The organism is Variovorax saccharolyticus, assembly GCF_030316765.1.
GTDB classification, from domain to species: domain Bacteria; phylum Pseudomonadota; class Gammaproteobacteria; order Burkholderiales; family Burkholderiaceae_C; genus Variovorax; species Variovorax saccharolyticus.
Map to the genome: position 1 here is coordinate 297,516 of NZ_JASZYT010000009.1, position 20,117 is coordinate 317,632.

Below are 20,117 nucleotides of genomic sequence, written 5' to 3' on the forward strand. Positions count from 1 at the left end.
TGGCTGCGGCTGTCCAACCGATCGCGCGAGCGACGAGGTCGCCCGTGCAAGTCGCTCAGTCGAACACGATCACCCCACGCGCATTGCGCCCTTGCGCCAGATCTTCGAAGGCCTTCGGCGCGTCCTCGATGCGATAGCGCTGCGTGATCAGCTCGTCGAGCTTGAGCTTGCCGGCCTCGTACAGGCCCAGCAGCCGAGGGAAATCGATGCGCGGGCGGGTCGAGCCGTAGTAGCTGCCCTTGATGCCCTTCTCTTCGAGCGCGAAGGTCGCGGTCTTCAGCGAGGTCATGTCGGTCGGCGCCGCCAGGCCGACGACGATCGCCGTGCCGCCCTTGCGCAGGCAGCCGTAGGCCTGGGCGACGATCTCGCCATGTCCCACACATTCGAAGGCGTAGTCGGCGCCGCCGCCGGTCAGCTTGCGCAGCTCCTTCACGATGTTCTCGGACTTCGAGGCGTCGATCACATGGGTGGCACCGAAGACCTTGGCCAGTTCGAGCTTGCTCGCCAGCATGTCGACCGCGACGATCATCGTCGCGCCGGCGATCTGGCAGCCCTGCAGCGCGCTGAGCCCGACGCCGCCGGCGCCGAACACGACGCAGACCGAGCCCGGCTCGACCCGGGCCGTGTTGCAGGCTGCGCCCCAGCCGGTCATGACGCCGCAGCCGATCAGCGCACAGCGGTCGAGCGGCACGCCGGGCCTGATCTTGACCACGTTGTTCTCGTGCAGCGTCGCGTACTCGGCCATCACGCCGCAGCCGCCCATCACGTTGAGCGGCTGGCCGTTCAGGTCCCAGGTGCGCGGCTGGGCGCCGGGCAGCGTGTACGGCGTGGTGTTGCCGAGGTCGCACAGGTTGGGCCGGCCGCTGGTGCAGTAGCGGCAGCGCCCGCAGGTGTTGACGAAGCTGCTGATGACATGGTCGCCCACCTTGAGGTCGGTCACGCTCGCGCCGACCTGGCACACCACCCCGGCGCCCTCGTGGCCGAGGATCACGGGCGCCGGCAGCGGCAGCGTGCCGTTGGTGACCGACAGGTCGCTGTGGCAGACGCCGCAGGCGCCGACCTTGATCATCACTTCATGGGGTCCGGGCGGATCGACCAGGATGTCCTCGACGTGGACGGTCACGCCATCGGCGCGGAACAGCACGGCCTTGGAACGCATTTGCATGGGAGTCTTTCTTGTGAGTCGTCCTGGGTCGGTCAGCCGACCAGGGTCTGGATCGCGGTGAATTCGAGCAGGCCCTCGATGCCGTTCTCGGCGCCGATGCCCGACTGCTTGCGCCCCGCAAAGGGCGACTGCGGATCGAGCAGGTGCACATTGTTGATCCACACGGTGCCGGCCTGCAATCGCACCGCGATCGCCCTCGCCTGCCCGACGTCGGCCGACCAGACCGACCCGCCGAGGCCGAACTCGGAGTCGTTGGCGCGGCGCACCACCTCGTCCACGTCGCTGAAGCGCAGCAGAGGCACGATCGGGCCGAAGGGTTCCTCGACCACCACGCGCGCATCGTCGGGCGGGTTGTCGACCACCGTCGGCGGGATGAAGTAGCCGGGCCCTTCGGGCACTTCGCCGCCGGTCAGGAAACGGTGGCCGGCGTCGCGCGTGGCGGCGATCAGGTCCTTGACGCGCTCGTACTGCGGGCGGTTCTGCACCGGGCCGAGCAGCACGCCCTCCTGGTGGCCCGGGCCCATCGGCGCCGCCTTCGCCGCGGCGACGAAGGCAGCGGCGAAGGCAGCGTAGATGCTGTCGTGCACGAAGATGCGCTTGGCCGCGATGCAGACCTGGCCCGAGTTCAGGAAGGCGCCCATGAACAGCCGGCGCGCCACCTTCGCGACGTCGACGTCGGGCATCACGATGGCGGCGTCGTTGCCGCCGAGTTCGAGCGTCAGGTGCTTGAGCGTCGGTGCGGCGGACGCCATCACGCGACGTCCGGTCGCGGTCGATCCGGTGAACGCGACCTTGGCGATGCCGGGGTGCGCGGTCAGCATCGGCCCGAGGTCATCGCCGCCGCTCAGCACGTTGAGCACGCCGGGCGGAAACAGGTCCGCCGCCAGCTCGCCGAGCCGCAGCGTGGCCAGCGGCGTGAAGGGCGAGGGCTTGACGATCACGGTGTTGCCGGCCAGCAGCGCCGGCGCCAGCTTCCACACCGCGAGCGACAACGGGAAGTTCCAGGGCGCGATGGCCGCGACCACGCCCAGAGGCACGCGCTGCGTCACCCAGCGGATGCCGGCGGCGTCGGTGCGCTCGGCCACGGGCAGCGCCATGGCGGCGAAGCTGCGGCACCAGTGAACGCAGCCGAGCACCTCGGCCCTGGCCATGGCCAGGGGCTTGCCCTGCTCGCGGGTCAGCAGCGCCGCGAGTTCGTCGGCGTGGTCCCCGATGCGATGCGCCAGGGCCTGGAGCCGCGCGGCGCGATCCGGCAGGGGCGTGGTGCTCCAGCCGGCGAACGCGGCCTGCGCCGCCCGCACGGTGGCGTCCAGCAATTCCGCGGTGCAGTCGGGCACCTCGGCGATGACCTGCTCGGTGGCGGGATCGAGAACCGCCAGCGTGGCCGGCAGCGCGAGCAGGCGGCCGTTCGATAGAAGCTTGAATTTTTCGCTCATGGGTTGTCGTGTCGTGTCGTGTCGGATCGTGTCGGATCAGGTGAGGGGTTTCAGGGCTCGACGACGTTGAACATGCCTTCGAAATCCTCCAGCATCGCGAGCAGCCGGACGACGCTCCGAGCATCGCCATCGACCTCGATCCCGCCCTCGGCCACCAGACGCTCGAAGGCCGCCGGCAGGCCCGCAGGGTCCATCTGCAAGGCCGCGAGCGCGGCGCGGTTCAGGCTGACACGGGCGGTCGGCGTGCCGCGCACCGTACCCGGCAGGTAGGTCATGGTGGCGTTCTCGAGCCGCATCGCCCAGCGCTCGCCGTTGTCGGGGTTGGCCCATTCGACCTGCATCTCGACACCCTCGGCCTTCTCGGCCTGAAGGCGCACCGCGAAATAGTCCAGCAGCAGTTCGAGCGGCAGCACCGAGACCAGGTCCCGGCTGACGTTGCGGCGGCGGATCTTCGGCACGCCGTGGCGCAGCTCCTGCGCGCCGAGCAGGAAGGCGTTGCGCCAGGTCGCCGACTCGGCGGCATAGCCCAGCTGTTCGAGCGCGTCGGCGCATAGGGTGCGCGCCTCGGCGTTGTCGGGCTGCGCGAACACCAGGTGATTCGTGACCTCGGCCACCCAGCGGTGCTCGCCGCGCTCGAAATCCTTGCGGGCGCGCTCCAGCATGGCCTTGGCGCCACCCATGTACTCGACATAGAGCGGAGCCGACTGCTCGGGCGGCAGCGTGTGCAGGTGCGCCGGGTTGCCGTCGTACCAGCCCAGGTAGTGCTGCACGATCGACTTCACGTTGTGCGAGATCGTTCCGTAGAAGCCGTGGTTGGCCCACGGCGTCGCGAGCGACGCGGGCAGCCTCAGGGACTCGGCCACCTCGATGCCGGTCAGGCCGCGGTTCATCAGGCGCACGGTCTGGTCGTGCAGGTGCTTGTAGAGGTCGCGCTGCTGGCGCAGGTAGCCGCGGATCTTCTCGTTGCCCCAGGTCGGCCAGTTGTGCTGCGCGAACACCACGTCGGCGGTCGGCGCGTAGCGGTCGAGCGCCTCGTCGAGGTAGCGCGACCAGAGCCGCGCATCGCGCACCTGGGCGCCGCGCAGCGGACACAGATTGTGCATCGACTGGGTGCCGATCTCGGCCGTGTTGAGCGCGCGCAGGCCGGGGAAGTGCATGAACATCTCGGACGGCGCCTCGCTCTCCAGCGCCAGGTGGAAGATGATCTCGACGCCGTCGATGACGTGGGTCTCGGTCTCCTGCTCGATGCTGCGGGTCGGCGGGATCAGGGTCATGGTCCCGCTCGGGATCGCCTTGCCCATGCCGCAGTCGACCTGGCCGCAGGCGTTGCGCGGCAGCGAGCCGCCGAACTGGAACATGGCTCGCCGGCCGATCGCGTTGCCGGCCAGGATGTTCTCCGACACCGTGTGCCACATGAAGCCCTGCGGTGCCACGATCGGCACGCGCCGGCGGATCGCGTCTTCTTCGTCGATCACGCCACGGGCGCCGCCGAAATGGTCGGCGTGGCTGTGGGTATAGATCACGCCGGTCACGGGCCGGTCGCCGCGGTGCGCGCGGTAGAGCGCGAGCGCCGCCTCGGCGGTTTCGGCCACGGTCAGCGGGTCGATGACGATGACGCCGGTGTCGCCCTCGATGAAGCTGATGTTCGAGACATCGAAGCCGCGCACCTGGTAGACCCGCTCGGTCACTTCGAACAGGCCATGCACGTTGTTGAGCCGGGCGTGCTTCCACAGATGGGGATGCACCGTCGCCGCCGGCTCGTCCTGCTCGAGGAACTGGTAGTCGCGCATGCTCCACACGACCCGGCCCCGGCCGTCGACGATGTGCGCGTCGGGGATCGTGGCGATGAAGCCCCGGTGGGCGTTCTGGAAGTTCTGGTCGGCGTCGGCGAGCGCGGTCGGGGGGTCGGTGATGTTCATGCGTTGTCTCCTTCGTTCGGGTTCTTTGCGCGCGTGGCGCGGCGTCAGATCGCGCCGGCCAGCTCGGGCACGGCCGTGAACAGGTCGGCTTCGAGGCCGTAGTCGGCGACGCTGAAGATCGGCGCCTCGGGGTCCTTGTTGATCGCCACGATCACCTTGGAGTCCTTCATGCCCGCCAGATGCTGGATCGCGCCCGAGATGCCGGCGGCGATGTACAGCTGCGGGGCGACGATCTTGCCGGTCTGGCCGACCTGCCAGTCGTTCGGGGCGTAGCCCGCGTCCACCGCCGCGCGGCTGGCGCCCAGGCCGGCGTTGAGCTTGTCGGCCAGGGGCGCCATCACTTCCTGGAACTTCTCGGCGCTGCCCAGCGCCCGGCCGCCCGAGACGATGATCTTGGCGGCGGTCAGTTCGGGGCGTTCGCTCTTGGTGACCTCGCGGCCGACAAAGCTGGACTTGCCCGAGTCGGCCACGCCGTCCACGGTTTCCACTGCGGCGCTGCCACCGGTGGCGGCTGCGGCATCGAAGCCGGTGGTGCGCACCGTGACGACCTTGATCGCATCGCTGCTCTGCACGATCGCAATCGCATTGCCCGCGTAGATCGGACGCTCGAAGGTGTCGGGGCTGTCGACCTTGGTGATGTCGCTGATCTGGGCGACATCGAGCAAGGCCGCCACGCGCGGCGCCACGTTCTTTCCGTTGGCGGTCGAGGGGAACAGGATGTGGCTGTAGTTCTTCGCAATCGCGAGCACCTGGGCGGCGACGTTCTCGGCGAGGTTCTCGGCCAGGGACGGGCTGTCTGCGACGATCACCTTGGCCACGCCTGCGACCTGGGAGGCGGCCTTGCCGGCTTCGGCGGCATTGGCACCGGCCACCAGCACGTGGACGTCGCCGCTGGCGCAGGCGATGCCTGCAGTCACGGTGTTGAGGGTCGCCGGCTTCAGGGTGGCGTGGTCGTGTTCGGCAATAACAAGTACGGTCATGGTCAGATCACCTTCGCTTCGTTCTTCAGCTTGTCCACCAGGGTGGCAACGTCAGGCACCTTGATGCCCGCGCCACGCTTCGGCGGCTCGCTGACCTTCAGGGTCTTCAGGCGTGGCTTGACATCCACACCCAGGTCTTCAGGCTTGAACGTGTCGAGCTGCTTCTTCTTGGCCTTCATGATGTTCGGCAAGGTCACATAGCGCGGCTCGTTCAGGCGCAGGTCGGTGGTGATGACCGCGGGCAGCGAAAGAGAAATGGTCTCCAGCCCGCCATCGACTTCACGGGTGACGTTGACCTTGTCGCCCGCCACCTCCACCTTCGAGGCGAAGGTCGCCTGCGGCAGGTCCGCCAGCGCCGCCAGCATCTGGCCGGTCTGGTTGGCGTCGTCGTCGATCGCCTGCTTGCCCAGGATGACCAGCGCCGGCTGCTCCTTGTCGACCAGCGCCTTGAGCAGCTTGGCCACGGCCAGCGGCTGCAGCTCTTCGGTGGTCTCCACCAGGATGCCGCGGTCGGCACCGATGGCCATGGCGGTGCGCAGCGTCTCCTGGCACTTTGCATCGCCGCACGAGACCGCGATGATCTCGGTGGCCGCGCCCTTCTCCTTCAGGCGCACCGCCTCTTCGACCGCGATCTCGTCGAAGGGGTTCATGCTCATCTTCACGCTCGCCAGGTCGATGCCGGAGCCATCGGACTTCACCTGCGCCTTCACGTTCGCGTCGATCACGCGCTTCACTGCCACCAGTACCTTCACTGCTTCTTCTCCGTTGGATTGCTGTTCGAAACTCCGAGTCCCTGCTGGACGAGGCCATCGATCGCAGCGGCGTCGAAGCCCCAGTCGTGCAGGGCCGCGGCACCGTGCTCGCCCCGCCCCGGCGCGCGCGCCGGCAGCCCGGACGGCGTGGCCGAGAAGCGCGGTGCCGGCCCGGGCTGGATCACGCCGCCGACCTCGACGAAGCTGCCGCGCGCGAGGTGCTGCGGATGGCTGGGTGCTTCCGAGAAGCCCAGCACCGGCGCCACGCAGGCATCGCTGCCCTCGAAGACCGCGCACCATTCGGCCCGCGTGCGACTGGCAAACGCGGCCTCGAAGGCGTCCCGCAGGCGTGGCCAGCCGCCGCGGTCGTGCTGCGCCGGCAGGCCCGCGGCGGCCAGGCCCAGCTTGTCGATCAGTTCGCCATAGAAGCGCGACTCGACCGCGCCGACCGCCATCCAGTGGCCATCGCTGGTCCGGTAGCTGTCGTACCAGGGCGTGCCGCCGTCGAGCAGGTTGGTGGCCCGCTCTTCCTTCCAGTTGCCCGAGGCGATCAGGCCCCAGATCACCGCGCCGAGCTGGGCCGCGCCTTCGATCATCGCGGCGTCGACCACCTGGCCGCTGCCGCCACGCTGCACGTTGAGCAGCGCCGCCAGCACGCCAAGCGCCAGCAGCATGCCGCCGCCCCCGTAGTCGCCGACGAGGTTCAGCGGCGGCACCGGCTTGCCGCCCGCCGGACCGATGCCCGAGAGCACGCCCGAGAGCGCGATGTAGTTGAGGTCGTGCCCCGCACGTTCGGCCAGCGGGCCGGTCTGGCCCCAGCCGGTCATGCGTGCGTAAACCAGTTTCGGGTTGCGCGCCAGGGCGGCCTCGGGGCCCAGCCCGAGGCGCTCCATGGTGCCGGGCCGGAAGCCCTCGATCAGCACGTCGGCACGCTCGATCAGCGCCAGCGCGGCGGCGCGGGCCTGCGGCTGCTTGAGGTCGAGCGTGACCGAGCGCCGGCCGCGGCCGGTGACGTCGATGCGCGGGCCGCTGGTCTTCGGACCGAGGTCCGACGGCGGCAGCGGGCGGTCGACGCGGATCACGTCGGCCCCCATGTCGGCCAGCAGCATGGTGCCGAACGGCCCGGGGCCGATGGCCTCGAACTCGAGTACGCGAATGCCTGACAGAATACCCATCGAAAGCCCCGATTGCAGTTTGAATGGGAGGAGTAGGCCAGCGGCGGCGGCCTCCGCGCCCCACCCGCAACGGGTAGCGCCGCACGGCGCCGTGGCCGTCGACGACTGCTGCACAATGCCCGCTCGTGCCGGACCTCCCCGCTCAGGACGGCGAAATTCCGAGACACATGCCAGCCCGCCCAAGCCCTCCCGCCACGCCGCCGCCAGCCCCGCGTTCGGGCGTCGGCATCGTGGCGCGCGAGCCGTTGCTGGCCCGGCTGGTCGAGGCGCGGCGGCTGCGCTGCATCGTCGTCCGCGGCCCGGCGGGCGCGGGCAAGTCGACCCTGCTCGCTGCCTGGCGGCAGGCGATCGTGCCGCTGGGTTTCGATGTCGCCTGGCTTACAGCTGCAACCGGCGACGACCATCCCGGACGCTTCCTCGCCGGGCTCCTGGCTGCCATCGCAGCGGTCGATCCGGCGCTGGTGCGCGAGGTCGCGGCGCCGCCCGAAGACCTGGCGCGCGACGACGCCGATGCGGTGGAGCGCGTCGCCGTCATGCTGGTGCGCGCGATCGCCGCGCACCCGCGCGAACTGGTGCTGGTACTCGACGACCTGCACCACCTGCACGACGCCACGATCCGCGACACGCTGCAATGGCTGCTCGACCATGCGCCGGCGCGCCTGCATCTTGCGCTCGCGACGCGGGGCGCGCCTTGGCTGTCGCTCGACCGGCTGCGCAGCGATTCGCAGATCCTCGAACTCGACCGCGACGACCTGCGCTTCACGCCGGAGGAAGCCGCGCGGCTGGTGGCAGCGCAGGCGGTCGAACTCGATGCCCGCGCGCTCAAGCGGCTGTATGCGCTCAGCGACGGCTGGGTCACCGGGCTCAGGCAGCTCGCAACAGACTGGAAGAAGAAGCAGGCGGAGGCCGGCACCAGGGCCGGGGGCGAAGCCTTCGCCGGCGTTGCGCCACGCGATGTCCTGGCCTTGACGCATTTCTTCGAGGCCGAGGTGCTGGCCCGCCTCTCGCCCGGGGAGATCGACCTGCTGGTGCGCGCCTCGCCCTGCACCCAACTGAGCGCCTCGCTGTGCGCCGCCCTGCTCGACAGCCCCGGCGCACTGGCGTCGGCCGCCGCGCTGCTGGGCCGGCTCGGCGCCGAGGATCTTTTCGTCTGGCCACAGGAGGGCCGCGAACCCGAACTCCGGCATCGGATGCATCCGCTGCTGCGCGACACGCTGCAGCTGCGCTTCGAGGCTCTGCCTGCCGCCACGCGCCAGGCGCTGCACGCGCGCGCCTTCGGCTGGTTCCGCGACCGCGGCCGGCATGCCGACGCGGTACGCCATGCCGTGCTCGCAGGTGAACCCGGGCTGGCCGCCGAACTGATCGCGCAGTGCGCGCCCTCCTTGATCGTCCGCGGCGAGCGGCGCGAGCTGATCGCGCTGCTGCAGCGCCTGCCGCCCGAGCAGGTCCGAGCCAGCCCGCGGATGCGCCTGTGGCTGGCGCGCACGCAGCTCTACCTGCGCGAGCTCGAGGCCTGCGCGGGCAGCCTCGACGCGCTGGACCGCGACCTGCCGGCCAAGGACAGCGCCGGGCGCTTCGAGGTGGCGACGCTGCGCGCCGCGCTGGCGGTGCAGCGCGACGACACCGACGCCGCGCTGGCGCTGCTGCCCCGGTTGCTGCAGCCCCCGGCCGACGCCGATGCGCTGTCGGTCGGCGGCCGCAACAACATCCTCTCGTGGCTCTACATGCACCAGGGCGCCTACGACAGGGCGCGCCGCGTGCAGGAAGAGGCGCCGCCCCTGATGATCGACGGCGCGCCGCTGGTCGCCACCGCGTCGGGCAGCCTGCACGGGCGTTGCCTGGTCGGACTGAGCCACGCGCTCGAAGGCCAGATGACCCAGGCCGAGCGCATCTACCGCGCCGTGGCGGCAGAGGCCGAGCAGATCGGCCAGGCCGCCTCCGACACCTACCATCTCGCGATCGCGCTGCTGGGCGACGTGCTCTACGAGCTCAACGACGCGCCGCAGGCCCGCGCGCTGCTGGAAGACAAGGTCGAGCTGCTGGAACGGATCTCGATTCCCGATGCGCTGCTGCGCGTGCTGCGGCTGCTGGGCTCTGCGCACTGGCAAGCGGGCGATCCGCATGCCGCCTTCGGCTACCTCGATCGGCTCGAGAAGCACGCCGCCGCGCAGGGGCTCGACCGCCTGCTGGCCCACAGCCTGGCCGACCAGCTGCACTACCGCCTGCTGCTCGGCGAACTGACCGCGGCCGAGGCGCTGCTGGCGCGGCTCGACGCCATCGATGCGCGCCATCCCGACGCCGCCTCGAACGCGCTGGGCGAGATCAGCGATCTGGCGCAGCGCTCGCGCATCCGCCTCGCGCAAACGCTGGGCGACCTCGATGGCGCGGCCTCCCGGCTCGAGCGCCTGATCGCGCAATGCGAAGCACGCGGCCGCCAGCGGGCCGTGGCGCAGTTGCTGGTCAAGGCGGCCGTGGTCGACTCAGGGCTCGGGCGGCAGGACTCGGCCCGGCAGAAGCTGCTGGGCGCACTGCGCCGCGGCCACCGGCTCGGACTGATGCGCAGCCTGCTGGATGCCGATCCGGCGGCCCGCAAGCTGATCCGCGAACTGGCGCAGACCCAGGCGCTCGACCCGGTCCTGGCCTTCTATGTCGAGCGGCTCCAGGCCGCCCGGACCCAGGCCCGCGCCGCCGAAGCCGACAGCGCCGGCGATGGCGCCGCGCCGGCCGGGTTCGAAGCCTTCAGCGAGCGCGAGGTCGAGGTGCTGCGCCTGCTGGCCCAGGCCATGCCGAACAAGAAGATCGCGCGTGCGCTCGGCCTCTCGCCCGAGACCGTGAAGTGGTATCTGAGCCGCATCTACGCCAAGCTGCGCGTGGCCGGCCGCGACGAGGCCGTGGCCCGCGTGCGCGACCTCGGCTGGGACGCCGAACGGCCCGCCGGCGGCCCGCCACCCACCCGCTGACCCCTCGGCGCCCCCCACTGCGGGTGGGCCTCCTCTGCGCCCTGCGCCCGATCATCGGGTCCAGGCGACACAACAGCAGGAGACATTCAAGTGAACGTGACACGCACCGTCTTCAGGGACGACCACGAGATGTACCGCACGACGGTGCGCCGCTTCCTCGAGCGCGAATGCCAGCCGCGCCAGCGCGACTGGGACCAGGCCGGGCAGGTCGACCGCGAGACCTGGCTCAAGGCCGGCCGCGAGGGCCTCTTGTGCGCCTCGCTGCCGGAGGAATACGGCGGCGGCGGCGGTGACTTCGGCCACGCCGCGGTCTTCAGCGAGGAGCTGGCGCGCTCGGGCGTCAGCGGCCTGTCCTTCGGCATGCACTCGGACATCATCGCGCCCTACATCGCCCGCGTCGGCAACGACGAGCAGAAGCGCCGCTGGCTGCCGGGCGCAGCCTCCGGCGAGATCATCCTGGCGATCGCGATGACCGAGCCCGGCACCGGCAGCGATCTGAAGGCGATCCGGACCACCGCGGTGCGCGACGGCGACGACTACGTCATCAACGGCAGCAAGACCTTCATCAGCAACGGACTGACCTCCGACCTCGTGATCGTGGTCTGCAAGACCGATCCGGCCGCCGGCGCCAAGGGCATCAGCCTGATCGCGGTCGAGGCCACGCGTGCGGGCTTCCGGCGCGGACGCAAGCTCGAGAAGGTCGGCCAGTACGCGCAGGACACGGCCGAGCTGTTCTTCGACAACCTGCGCGTGCCGGTCGCCAACCGCCTGGGCGAGGAGGGCCGCGGCTTCGCCTACCTGATGCAGGAACTGCCGCAGGAGCGCTTCTCGATCGCGGTGGGGGCCGCGGCGAAGCTGGAGCGCGCGCTGCAGACCACCATCGACTACGTCAAGGATCGCCGCGCCTTCGACCAGACCGTGTGGGACTTCCAGAACACCAAGTTCAAGCTGGCCGACATCAAGGCCCAGGCGGTGGCGGTGCGCACGATGATCGACCACTACCTGGCCGAACACATGCGCCGCCGCCTCACGCTCGAGGAGGCGGCCATCGCCAAGCTCTACGCGACCGAGACGCTGGGCAAGGCGCTCGATGACATGGTGCAGCTGCACGGCGGCTACGGCTCCATGCTGGAGTACCCGATCGCACGGGACTTCGTCGACTCGCGCGTGACCCGCATCTACGGCGGCACCAGCGAGGTAATGCGCGAGCTGATCTCTCGCAAGCTCTGATTCAAACCCCGAAGGAAACAACATGACAAGCAAGGTATTCGTCGCCGGTGTCGGCATGATCCCGTTCAGGAAACCGGGCAGCAGCGGCAGCTACGACGAGATGGGCGCCCAGGCCGTGCAGCAGGCGCTGGCCGACGCCGGCATCGGTTACGAGGCCGTGCAGCAGGCCTATGCGGGCTACGTCTACGGCGACTCCACCTGCGGCCAGAAGGCGCTCTACCGGGTCGGCATGAGCGGCATCCCGGTGCTCAACGTCAACAACAACTGCGCCACCGGGTCGTCGGCGCTGTTCCTGGCGCGCCAGGCGGTGCAGAGCGGCGCGGTCGACGTCGCGCTGGCGGTCGGCTTCGAGCAGATGAACCCCGGGGCGCTGAAGTCGGCCTGGACCGACCGCGCCCCGGCGCTCGAACGCGCCAACCAGATCGTCGACGAGCTGGTCGGCAACCCCGACATGCCGAAGGCGATCCGGCAGTTCGCCGGCGCCGGCCTGGCCCACATGCAGAAGTACGGCACCCGGCTCGAGACCTTCGCGAAGATCCGCGCCAAGGCCAGCCGCCACGCCGCGCGCAATCCCCTGGCCGTGTTTCGCAACGAGGTCACGACCGAGGAGGTGATGGCGGCGCCGATGCTGTGGGAAGGCGTCATCACGCGCCTGATGGCCTGCCCGCCGACCTGCGGCGGCGCCGCCGCAATCGTGGTGTCGGAAGACTATGCACGCCGGCACGGCCTGCGCATGGACGTGCAGATCACCGGCCAGGCGATGGCCACCGACCTGCCGAGCACCTACGCCTCGCGCGACATGATCCGCGTGGTCGGCTTCGACATGACGCGGCTGGCCGCGCAGCGCGCCTACGAGGAAGCCGGCGTCGGCCCCAAGGACGTCGACGTCATCGAACTGCACGACTGCTTCGCGCAGAACGAGCTGCTGACCTACGAAGGCCTGGGCCTGTGCGCCGAAGGCGAAGGCGCGAAGCTGGTCGACGACGGCGACAACACCTACGGCGGCCGCTGGGTCACGAACCCCTCGGGCGGCCTGCTGTCCAAGGGCCATCCGCTGGGCGCCACCGGGCTGGCCCAGTGCTACGAACTCACGCACCAGATGCGCGGCACGGCGAAGGACCGCCAGGTCGCGGGCGCCCGGGTCGCCCTGCAGCACAACCTCGGCCTCGGCGGTGCCGGCGTGGTCACGATCTACCAGAAGGTGTCCGCATGATCGACAAGAAACACATCGGCATGAAGCTGCCGGTCTACAAGGCCACGGCCGAGGCCGGGCAGCTGCGCTTCTTCGCCAAGTCCATCGGCGAGACCCAACCGATCTACCTCGACGAATCGGCGGCGCGCGACGCCGGCCATCCGGGCCTGCCGCTGCCGCCTACCTTCCTGTTCTCGCTGGAATTCCAGACCCCGTCGAACGCCTGGCGCGACGAACTCGGCATCGTGACCTCGCGCATCCTGCACGGCGAGGAATCGTTCGACTACCACCGCATGGCCTACGCCGGCGACACGCTGCAGTTCGAGACCCGCATCGCCGACATCTACGACAAGAAGAACGGCGCGCTGAGCTTCGTGGTGCGCGAGTCGCGCGTGACCAACCAGCGCGGCGAGCACGTGGCGGACCTGCGCAGCGTGCTGGTCCACAAGAACGCCTGAAGGAGACCCGCCCCATGACCCGACTCAAGTTCGAAGCCGTCCATGTCGGCGACGCCCTGCCACCGCTGGAACTGCCGGCCATCACGCGCACCACGCTGGCCCTGTTCGCCGGCGCCTCGGGCGACCACAACCAGATCCACATCGACATCGACTACGCGCGCCAGGCCGGCATGACCGACGTCTTCGCCCACGGGATGCTGTCGATGGCCTACCTGGGCCGGCTGCTGACGCAGTGGGTCGACCAGCGCCAGCTGCGCCAGTTCGGCGTGCGCTTCACGGGCATCACGCACCTGGGCCACCGCATCGCCTGCACCGGCCGCGTGGTCGAGAAGTTCGAGGCCGGCGGCGAGCAGCGCGCCAGGCTCGAGATCCAGACCGCCAACCAGTACGGCGAAACCAAGATCCTCGGCGATGCAGTGATCGCCTTTCAATCCTGACCTCTTTTCATTCCGGAGATACACACATGGGAAAACTCGACGGCAAGGTGGCACTGGTCACCGGTTCGGGCCGCGGCATCGGCCAGGCCATCGCGATGAAGCTCGCCAGCGAGGGCGCGCGCCTGGTCATCAATGACCTCGACGCCGAGCCGGCGCACGAGACGGTCGAGCTGCTGAAGAAGAGCGGCGCCGAGGCGGTGGCCTGCGTCGGCAGCGTCGCCGCGCCCGATTTCGCCGAGCGCTACATCAAGACCGCGGTCGACAGCTTCAAGGGCATCGACATCATCGTCAACAACGCCGGCTTCACCTGGGACGACGTGATCCAGCGCATGAGCGACGAGCAGTGGTACGCGATCATCGACTGCCACATGACGGCGCCGTTCCGCATCCTGCGCGCCGCCTATCCGGTGATCAAGGTGCAGGCCCAGGCCGACACCGAGCGCGGCGTGGAGGTGTTCCGCAAGGTGGTCAACATCTCGTCGACCTCGGCCCTCAACGGCAACGCCGGGCAGATGAACTATTCCTCGGCCAAGGCCGGCGTCATCGGCATGACACGCGCGCTCAGCCGCGAGTGGGGCCGCTTCCGGGTCAACGTCAACGCGGTGGCCTTCGGCCTGATCCACACCCGCATGACGAGCGCCGACGCCAAGGCCGGCGCGACCATCAACATCGAGGGCAAGGACATCCGCGTCGGCCTCAACCCCGAGCTTCTCAAGTCGCACGCGCAGCGCAATCCGCTGGGCCGCGGCGGCACGCCCGAAGAGGCGGCCGGCGCGGTGTACCTGTTCTGCCTGCCCGAGTCGAACTACATCACCGGCCAGACGATCGCAGTGGCAGGCTCGCCGCAGTAGGGGCGCCGCGGCGAGCGCCGCGCGCCCATGGAAAACAAACGATGGAGACAAGCACAATGGGCCAGACTGCAACCGAAGAAGCCGCGACGGCTGCGCCGCCGCGCTACCGGCCGACCCCGTACACGCCGCGCCGCATCCTCTGCGAGCGGCGCGAGGACGGCACGCTGATCCTGCGTTCGCCCGAGGCGCCGCCGCCGGCCGGGCACCTGAGCTTCGCGGGCTACATCCCGCACTGGGCCGGGCGCCGCGGCGAGCTGCCCGCCTTCTGCGAGCGCGACGCATCGGGCGCCTGGCGCCGCATCGGCTGGACCCGGCTCTGGCAGCAGGTGCAGGCGGTCGGCGCCGCATTGCTCGAGATGGGGCTCGGGCAGGGCCGCCCGGTCGTCGCGCTGTCGGGCAACTCGCTGGAGCAGCTGGTGCTGCTGCTCGCGGCCGAATACGTGGGCATTCCGGTGGCGCCGGTGTCGCCGGCCTACTCCACGCTGAGCCGCGATTTCGCGCGGCTCGCGGACATCTGCGCGCTGGTGCCGCCGGCGGCGCTGTTCGTCCAGGATGCCAAGGCCTTCGAGCGCCCGATCGCATCGCTTGCCGGCACGCGGGCGCCGGTGATCGCGGTGCACGGCGGCGCGGCCGGCATGCTGCCCTGGGAATCGATCTCGGCCACCGAGCTGACGCCCGAGCGCCGCGCCCGCGTGGCGGCCGCGCACGCGGCCATCCGGCTCGACGACGTGGCACGCATCCTGTTCACCTCGGGTTCCACCGGTGTTCCCAAGGGCGTGCCGATCAGCTATCGCAACCTGCAGGCCTGCGCGACCAACCTGCTCGACATGTTCGCGCTGCTCGGCGAGGGCGAGGAGCCGCCGGTCTTCCTCGACTGGCTGCCCTGGCATCACGCGCTCGGCGGCGTGCTGAACCTCGGCCGCTCGGTGCTGCTCGGCGCCACCCACTACATCGACGACGGCAAGCCGCTGCCGGGCCTGTTCGAACGCACGGTGCGCAACCTGCGCGAAGTGTCGCCGACGGTGCTGACCTCGGTGCCATCGGCCTGGACCCTGCTCGCGGCCGAGCTGGAACGCGACCCGGTGCTGGCGCGCAGCGTCTTCGCGCGCGTCTTCAATTTCGGCTATGGCGGCGCCAGCCTGCCGAAGGACGTGGAAGCGCGCATCCAGCGCGTGGCGGTGCGCACCGTGGGCGAACGCATCATGTTCGCCACCGGCCTGGCCTCGACCGAGACCACCGGCGTCGGCACCTACCGCACCTGGGCCTGCGACGAGCTCGGCAACATCGGCGCACCGCCGCCGGGCACGGAGGTCAAGCTGGTGCCGCTGGAAGGCGGCCGGCACGAGATCCGCGTGCGCGGGGCGCACAACTTCAGCGGCTACATCGGCCGCCCCGACCTGACGCAGGCCGCCTTCGACGAGGAAGGCTTCTTCAAGCTCGGCGATGCGGTGCGGCTGCTCGACGCCGCCGATCCGTCCAAGGGCATGCACTTCGACGGCCGCGTCGCCGAGGACTTCAAGCTGGTCAGCGGCACCTGGGTGCGCACCGGCGCGGTCCGCCTGGGCCTGGTGGAGCAGTGCGCGCCATTGATCTCGGACGCCGTGATCTGCGGCCACGACCGGCACTTCGTCGCGGCGCTGGCCTGGCCCAACGTCGCGGCCTGCCAGCAGCTCGCACCCGAGCTGGCCGGGCTGGGCGCCGCCGAGCTCGTCACCCACCCGGTGCTGGTCGCGGCGCTCGCCGAGCGGCTGCACAAGCACGGCGGCAGCGCCAGCCTGCGCATCGAGCGCCTGATGCTGATGGCCGAGCCGCCTTCGATGGATGCAAACGAGATCGCCGACAAGGGCTACGTCAACCAGTCGGCCACGCGGAACCGGCGTGCCCACCTGGTCGAAGAACTGTTCCAGGACCGACCCGCCGCGCACGTCGCCTGCGCGCACCCATAGAGCAACCAAAGATCCGGAGACACCCATGCGCTTCGCCAAAGCCCTCATCGCCCTCGCCGCACTTGCCTGCGGCGCCCTCGCCTTCGCCCAGGACTACCCGAGCCGGCCCATCACCATCGTCGTGCCGGCGCCGCCGGCAGGCGCCACCGACGTGCTGGCGCGCGTGCTGGCCGAGGAGTTGGGCAAGACCATGAAGCAGACGGTCATCGTGGACAACAAGCCGGGCGCCTCGGGCATGCTCGGCGCCTCGGCCGTGGCCCGCGCGGCGCCCGACGGCTACACGCTGTTCCTGTCGCATGCGGCGCCGATCTACTACGCGCCCTACATGTTCTCGAAGGTGCCCTACGACGTGCGGCGCGACTTCGCCTTCATCACCGAGATCTGCTCGGCCAGCCTCGTGCTCGCGGTCAGCAAGGACGTGCCGGTGCGCACCATGAAGGAGTTCGTCGCCTGGGCCCAGGTGAACAAGGGCAAGGTCAACTACGGCTCGTTCGGCGTCGGCTCGTCGAGCCACCTGCTCAACGCCCACCTGAGCGAATCGCGCCACCTCGACATGAGCCACATCGCCTACAAGGGCGAGGCGCCGATGATCCAGGACATGATCGGCGGCCAGATCCCGATGGGCATCGGGACGCTCGGCACGATGGCGCCGCACATCGCGAGCGGCAGCCTGCGGCCGCTGGCCATCATCGGCGAGGAGCGCCTGCCCGAGCTGCCCAACGTGCCGACGATGGCCGAGGCCGGCTTCCCCGATGCCGAGTTCAAGCCGGTCGGCGGCGTGCTGCTGACCGCGCCCGCCAGGACCCCGCCGGCGATCCTGGCGCGCATCGAGAAGGAAGCCCGGGCGGCGGTGCAGACCGCCGCGATGAAAGCCCGCTTCCAGGCCTTCGGGCTGGTCGGCATGGGCAACAGCTCGGCCGAGTTCCGCCGCAACTTCGAGGCCAGCGGACCGGTGATCCAGAAGCTGGTGCAGGTGTCGGGCGCGAAGGTGGATTGAGCTGCCCGCGCGCTTCACCAGGCGGACAGCGCCCGATGAAGCCCGGCCTTGAGGTCCGCGTTCGCGAAGCTGGCCTCGATCGAATGGCGCGCCAAGGCCCGCACCTCGTCATCCGACCAGGAAAAAGCCTGGCTGCACAGCGCGTACTCTCCCTCCAGGCTGGCACCCAGCAAGACCGGATCGTCGGTGTTGATGGAGACCACGACGCCGGCCCGGCGCAGGCGGTCGATCGGGTGTTCCTCGATCGAGCCATAGACCCCCAATCTGAGGTTGGAAGTCGGGCAGATGCCCAGCGGGATCTGTCTGTCGACCAGCAGGTCGACCAGCGCCGGATCTTCGATCGCTCGCACGCCGTGGTCGATGCGATCGGCACCCAGCAACTCGATGGCGTCCCGCACGCCCTCCGGACCGCTGGACTCGCCCGCATGCACGGTGCGGCGCAAGCCCGCTTCGCCGGCGCGGCGAAAGGCCTGCGCAAAGCGCGGGCCGGTGCGTCCGGCGGCAGCCTCGTTGCCATCGATGGACAGGGCCACCACGCGCGGATGCCGCAGCGCGATCAGCGTGTCGACCAGTTCGGCCGCGGCGTCCGCAGATTGCGTGCGCAGCAGGCTGACGCACAGGCCCACCGGCGCGAATCCGTCCTGCTCCGCGGCGCTGAAGCCGGCATCGATCGCATCGAGCATCTGGGGCAGTCGGCCATGCCAGGCCTTCCAGTGGGTGGGATTGACGATCACGTCGGCATAGCCCGCGCCGCTGGCGGCCAGCCGCTTGCTGAAGCCGTAGCTCAGTTCGGCCAGGCGTTCGCGGGTCGACGCCAGGCCGCAGGCCCAGTCGAGGAAATGCAGGAAGTCGGCCAGGCCTTCGAACTGGAACAGGCGCTCGCGCGGCCTGGGCATGGGCACGCCCGCGCTGGCGGCCCATTGCGCCAGCACAAGAGGTTCGAAACAGCCTTCGAGATGGGCGTGGACTTCGGCCTTGGGCAGGGCACGCAGCCGGTCGAGACGGGCACTTTGCGGATCGGACATCGGAATCGCCTTGTAGGGATGCGGGACGCAGTCACTGGTCATGGTTTCGCCGGAACCGGCACCGGTGCGGAAGGCCGCTCGCCGACGCGCCACTCCCACACGGCACCCAGCGCGTCGATGGCCAGCGTGCTGTCGAGGCCGGCGGCGATCTCCACGGCCAGCAGCTGGGTCGGCAGCGGCCGCAAACCCTCTGCCGCGCCCCAGAGCCAGACGCGGCCGTCCGCAGTCAGCGCAGCCGTGTGGCGGCTGCCGGTGGCGACCGCAGTCGCCCCATCGAACACGACGCCCCAGCTGCTGGCCTTGTCCCCATGGCCGTGGCTTCCCAGCGGTCCGAATCGGTTGCCGCCTGTTCCGAGCACGGCGCCGTCGCGCCGCAGGTACAGCGCATGGCCCGTGTGCGCGACGACCTGCAGCGCTTCGTCGGACACCCGCGTCCAGCCCGGGGCGGCCGCGAGCCTGCCATCGCCATACTGTCCCCGATGGGCAAGGCCACGCACATGGAGCCCGCCCTTCGCATCGATGTAGTAGTCCGCGCTGTCGCCGACCCAGGCATGCACCGCCGAGTCCGCGCTCTGGCGCCAAGGGCCGGCGGACACGCCGCGCTCCCACAGGCTGCCGTCGCAGCGGATGGCGAGCAATCCGCTCTCGCCGGCCGAGATCAAGGCCACCTGCTCGAGCAGCGGCGTCACGGCCCCGCCGTCCAACGGCCACTGCAGTGCGCGGTTCCCGCGGTCGATGGCGTAGCCGAAGGCCTTGCCTACGCTGACGTGCCTCGCGCCCTGCAGCACGAGACGCGGCGCGCCGCTGCCCTGCCATTCGTAGACGCGATCGCCGACCAGCGCCAGCTTGTGGTCGTAGTAGGCAGCCAGCCTGGCCTGCCGCTGCATCGCGGCCACGGCGGTGGGCGCGGGCTGCAAGCAGCCATCCGGCGGCGCGGCGGCCGCACCGGCCGAGGCTGCGCCGACGACGCAGCTGGCGCCGAGCCACAGTGCGAGACGCTGGGCCGGCGTCATCACGGCTGCGTCTTCCAGAAGCCCAGATGCGGCACGGCGGCCTCGTCTTCCAGCATCGGACCCAGCACTTTCACCTGCCGCTGTCCACGCGCGAACACTTCGCGGCAGGGCAGCGAGAAGGTCGGGTTCTCTTCGTGATCGCCGGTGAGGCCGAGCAAGGCGTGCTCCGACAGCGCGTAGACGACGCGGCCGATGCCGGTCCAGTAGACCGCGCCCGCGCACATGCAGCAGGGTTCGGCGCTGGTGTAGAGCGTGCAGCGCTGCAGTTGCTCGGGCGTGAGCTTGCGCGCCGCAGCGGCCGCCGCGACCAGTTCGGCATGCTGCGTGGGATCGCCTTCGGGCGGCATCGAGTTGTTGCCCGCGCGCGCCACGATCTGGCCGTGCTCGTCGGCGACCAGCGCCGCGAAGGGATGGCGGCCGCGCGCCTTCGATTCTTCCGACATGGCGATGGTCATGCGAAGCAGGGCGAGCTCTTCTGCGCAGAGCTGGGTTTCGGGAGCAGGGTCGGCTTTCATGGGCGCGGGCCTCGATGGGTTTTCTGTTGGGCGCTGCGATCTTCCATCGCCGAATGCGCCGCGACA

At 70.2% G+C, this 20,117-nt stretch carries 17 protein-coding genes; 8 read left to right on the forward strand and 9 right to left on the reverse strand.

Going from position 1 to position 20,117, the window contains the following annotated elements; genetic code table 11:
• Window positions 1-55: 55 nt before the first annotated feature.
• Genes QTI45_RS26130 through QTI45_RS26155 form a run of 6 tightly spaced genes read right to left on the reverse strand, consistent with a single transcriptional unit; the run spans window position 56 to window position 7,427 of the window.
• Complete coding sequence (locus QTI45_RS26130; RefSeq protein WP_286369602.1) at window positions 56-1,165, reverse strand: Zn-dependent alcohol dehydrogenase; 1,110 nt, start codon at window positions 1,163-1,165, stop codon at window positions 56-58.
• Between the two features lie 32 nt (window positions 1,166-1,197).
• Entirely contained in the window at window positions 1,198-2,601 is a 1,404-nt protein-coding gene (locus QTI45_RS26135) for an aldehyde dehydrogenase family protein (protein ID WP_286656374.1), read from the reverse strand.
• 50 nt (window positions 2,602-2,651) lie between these two features.
• The gene (locus QTI45_RS26140) at window positions 2,652-4,520 is read right to left on the reverse strand and encodes an alkyl/aryl-sulfatase (RefSeq protein ID WP_286656375.1); all 1,869 of its coding nucleotides are present in this window, start codon (window positions 4,518-4,520) and stop codon (window positions 2,652-2,654) included.
• Between the two features lie 44 nt (window positions 4,521-4,564).
• The gene (locus QTI45_RS26145) at window positions 4,565-5,500 is read right to left on the reverse strand and encodes an electron transfer flavoprotein subunit alpha/FixB family protein (protein ID WP_286656376.1); all 936 of its coding nucleotides are present in this window, start codon (window positions 5,498-5,500) and stop codon (window positions 4,565-4,567) included.
• 2 nt (window positions 5,501-5,502) lie between these two features.
• Window positions 5,503-6,252, reverse strand: coding sequence for an electron transfer flavoprotein subunit beta/FixA family protein (locus QTI45_RS26150; protein ID WP_286656377.1), 750 nt, complete (start codon window positions 6,250-6,252; stop codon window positions 5,503-5,505).
• Complete coding sequence (locus tag QTI45_RS26155) at window positions 6,249-7,427, reverse strand: CaiB/BaiF CoA transferase family protein (RefSeq protein WP_286656378.1); 1,179 nt, start codon at window positions 7,425-7,427, stop codon at window positions 6,249-6,251. Before QTI45_RS26155 ends, QTI45_RS26150 begins: the two co-directional genes overlap by 4 nt.
• A 167-nt stretch (window positions 7,428-7,594) precedes the next feature.
• On the opposite strand from QTI45_RS26155, the gene QTI45_RS26160 reads away from it, so the two are divergent.
• The 8 genes from QTI45_RS26160 to QTI45_RS26195 all read left to right on the forward strand — a co-directional run bounded on the left by QTI45_RS26160 (window position 7,595) and on the right by QTI45_RS26195 (window position 17,498).
• On the forward strand, window positions 7,595-10,387 hold the full coding sequence (locus tag QTI45_RS26160) for a LuxR C-terminal-related transcriptional regulator (RefSeq protein ID WP_286656379.1): 2,793 nt from the start codon (window positions 7,595-7,597) through the stop codon (window positions 10,385-10,387).
• Window positions 10,388-10,477: 90 nt separating this feature from the next.
• On the forward strand, window positions 10,478-11,617 hold the full coding sequence (locus tag QTI45_RS26165; protein WP_286656380.1) for an acyl-CoA dehydrogenase family protein: 1,140 nt from the start codon (window positions 10,478-10,480) through the stop codon (window positions 11,615-11,617).
• A 22-nt stretch (window positions 11,618-11,639) separates the two neighbouring features.
• Complete coding sequence (locus tag QTI45_RS26170) at window positions 11,640-12,830, forward strand: lipid-transfer protein (protein ID WP_286656381.1); 1,191 nt, start codon at window positions 11,640-11,642, stop codon at window positions 12,828-12,830.
• Window positions 12,827-13,267, forward strand: coding sequence for a MaoC family dehydratase N-terminal domain-containing protein (locus QTI45_RS26175; protein WP_286369611.1), 441 nt, complete (start codon window positions 12,827-12,829; stop codon window positions 13,265-13,267). The genes QTI45_RS26170 and QTI45_RS26175 overlap by 4 nt, the downstream gene beginning before the upstream one ends.
• Before the next feature lie 14 nt (window positions 13,268-13,281).
• Window positions 13,282-13,704, forward strand: coding sequence for a MaoC family dehydratase (locus tag QTI45_RS26180; protein ID WP_286656382.1), 423 nt, complete (start codon window positions 13,282-13,284; stop codon window positions 13,702-13,704).
• A gap of 26 nt (window positions 13,705-13,730) precedes the next feature.
• Window positions 13,731-14,555, forward strand: a complete 825-nt coding sequence (locus QTI45_RS26185) for an SDR family NAD(P)-dependent oxidoreductase (RefSeq protein WP_286656383.1) — start codon at window positions 13,731-13,733, stop codon at window positions 14,553-14,555.
• 41 nt (window positions 14,556-14,596) lie between these two features.
• Window positions 14,597-16,501: a feruloyl-CoA synthase gene (locus QTI45_RS26190; protein WP_286656384.1), complete on the forward strand. Its 1,905-nt coding sequence runs from the start codon at window positions 14,597-14,599 to the stop codon at window positions 16,499-16,501.
• Window positions 16,502-16,526: 25 nt separating this feature from the next.
• Window positions 16,527-17,498, forward strand: a complete 972-nt coding sequence (locus QTI45_RS26195; RefSeq protein WP_286656385.1) for a Bug family tripartite tricarboxylate transporter substrate binding protein — start codon at window positions 16,527-16,529, stop codon at window positions 17,496-17,498.
• A gap of 14 nt (window positions 17,499-17,512) precedes the next feature.
• Here QTI45_RS26195 and add read toward each other — a convergent pair whose 3' ends face one another.
• Genes add through QTI45_RS26210 form a run of 3 tightly spaced genes read right to left on the reverse strand, consistent with a single transcriptional unit; the run spans window position 17,513 to window position 20,051 of the window.
• Window positions 17,513-18,565 carry an adenosine deaminase gene (add, locus tag QTI45_RS26200; protein ID WP_286656386.1) on the reverse strand — a complete coding sequence of 351 codons (1,053 nt, stop codon included), beginning with the start codon at window positions 18,563-18,565 and terminating at the stop codon, window positions 17,513-17,515.
• Window positions 18,562-19,536 (reverse strand): RCC1 domain-containing protein, encoded by a 975-nt coding sequence (locus QTI45_RS26205; protein ID WP_286656387.1) that lies wholly within the window; start codon window positions 19,534-19,536, stop codon window positions 18,562-18,564. Before QTI45_RS26205 ends, add begins: the two co-directional genes overlap by 4 nt.
• A complete protein-coding gene (locus tag QTI45_RS26210) occupies window positions 19,536-20,051 on the reverse strand; it encodes a nucleoside deaminase (RefSeq protein WP_286656388.1) in 516 nt (171 codons plus the stop codon). Before QTI45_RS26210 ends, QTI45_RS26205 begins: the two co-directional genes overlap by 1 nt.
• Between the last annotated feature and the right edge of the window lie 66 nt (window positions 20,052-20,117).

Bases quoted from the DNA above. Each gene is read 5' to 3' on its own strand.
- QTI45_RS26130 (WP_286369602.1), bottom strand. From the start codon at position 1,165: ATGCAAATGCGTTCCAAGGCCGTGCTGTTCCGCGCCGATGGCGTGACC.
- QTI45_RS26205 (WP_286656387.1), bottom strand. From the start codon at position 19,536: ATGACGCCGGCCCAGCGTCTCGCACTGTGGCTCGGCGCCAGCTGCGTC.
- QTI45_RS26180 (WP_286656382.1), top strand. From the start codon at position 13,282: ATGACCCGACTCAAGTTCGAAGCCGTCCATGTCGGCGACGCCCTGCCA.
- QTI45_RS26160 (WP_286656379.1), top strand. From the start codon at position 7,595: ATGCCAGCCCGCCCAAGCCCTCCCGCCACGCCGCCGCCAGCCCCGCGT.
- QTI45_RS26195 (WP_286656385.1), top strand. From the start codon at position 16,527: ATGCGCTTCGCCAAAGCCCTCATCGCCCTCGCCGCACTTGCCTGCGGC.
- QTI45_RS26210 (WP_286656388.1), bottom strand. From the start codon at position 20,051: ATGAAAGCCGACCCTGCTCCCGAAACCCAGCTCTGCGCAGAAGAGCTC.
- QTI45_RS26140 (WP_286656375.1), bottom strand. From the start codon at position 4,520: ATGAACATCACCGACCCCCCGACCGCGCTCGCCGACGCCGACCAGAAC.
- QTI45_RS26170 (WP_286656381.1), top strand. From the start codon at position 11,640: ATGACAAGCAAGGTATTCGTCGCCGGTGTCGGCATGATCCCGTTCAGG.
- QTI45_RS26155 (WP_286656378.1), bottom strand. From the start codon at position 7,427: ATGGGTATTCTGTCAGGCATTCGCGTACTCGAGTTCGAGGCCATCGGC.
- QTI45_RS26185 (WP_286656383.1), top strand. From the start codon at position 13,731: ATGGGAAAACTCGACGGCAAGGTGGCACTGGTCACCGGTTCGGGCCGC.
- QTI45_RS26135 (WP_286656374.1), bottom strand. From the start codon at position 2,601: ATGAGCGAAAAATTCAAGCTTCTATCGAACGGCCGCCTGCTCGCGCTG.
- QTI45_RS26175 (WP_286369611.1), top strand. From the start codon at position 12,827: ATGATCGACAAGAAACACATCGGCATGAAGCTGCCGGTCTACAAGGCC.
- QTI45_RS26190 (WP_286656384.1), top strand. From the start codon at position 14,597: ATGGAGACAAGCACAATGGGCCAGACTGCAACCGAAGAAGCCGCGACG.
- add (WP_286656386.1), bottom strand. From the start codon at position 18,565: ATGACCAGTGACTGCGTCCCGCATCCCTACAAGGCGATTCCGATGTCC.
- QTI45_RS26145 (WP_286656376.1), bottom strand. From the start codon at position 5,500: ATGACCGTACTTGTTATTGCCGAACACGACCACGCCACCCTGAAGCCG.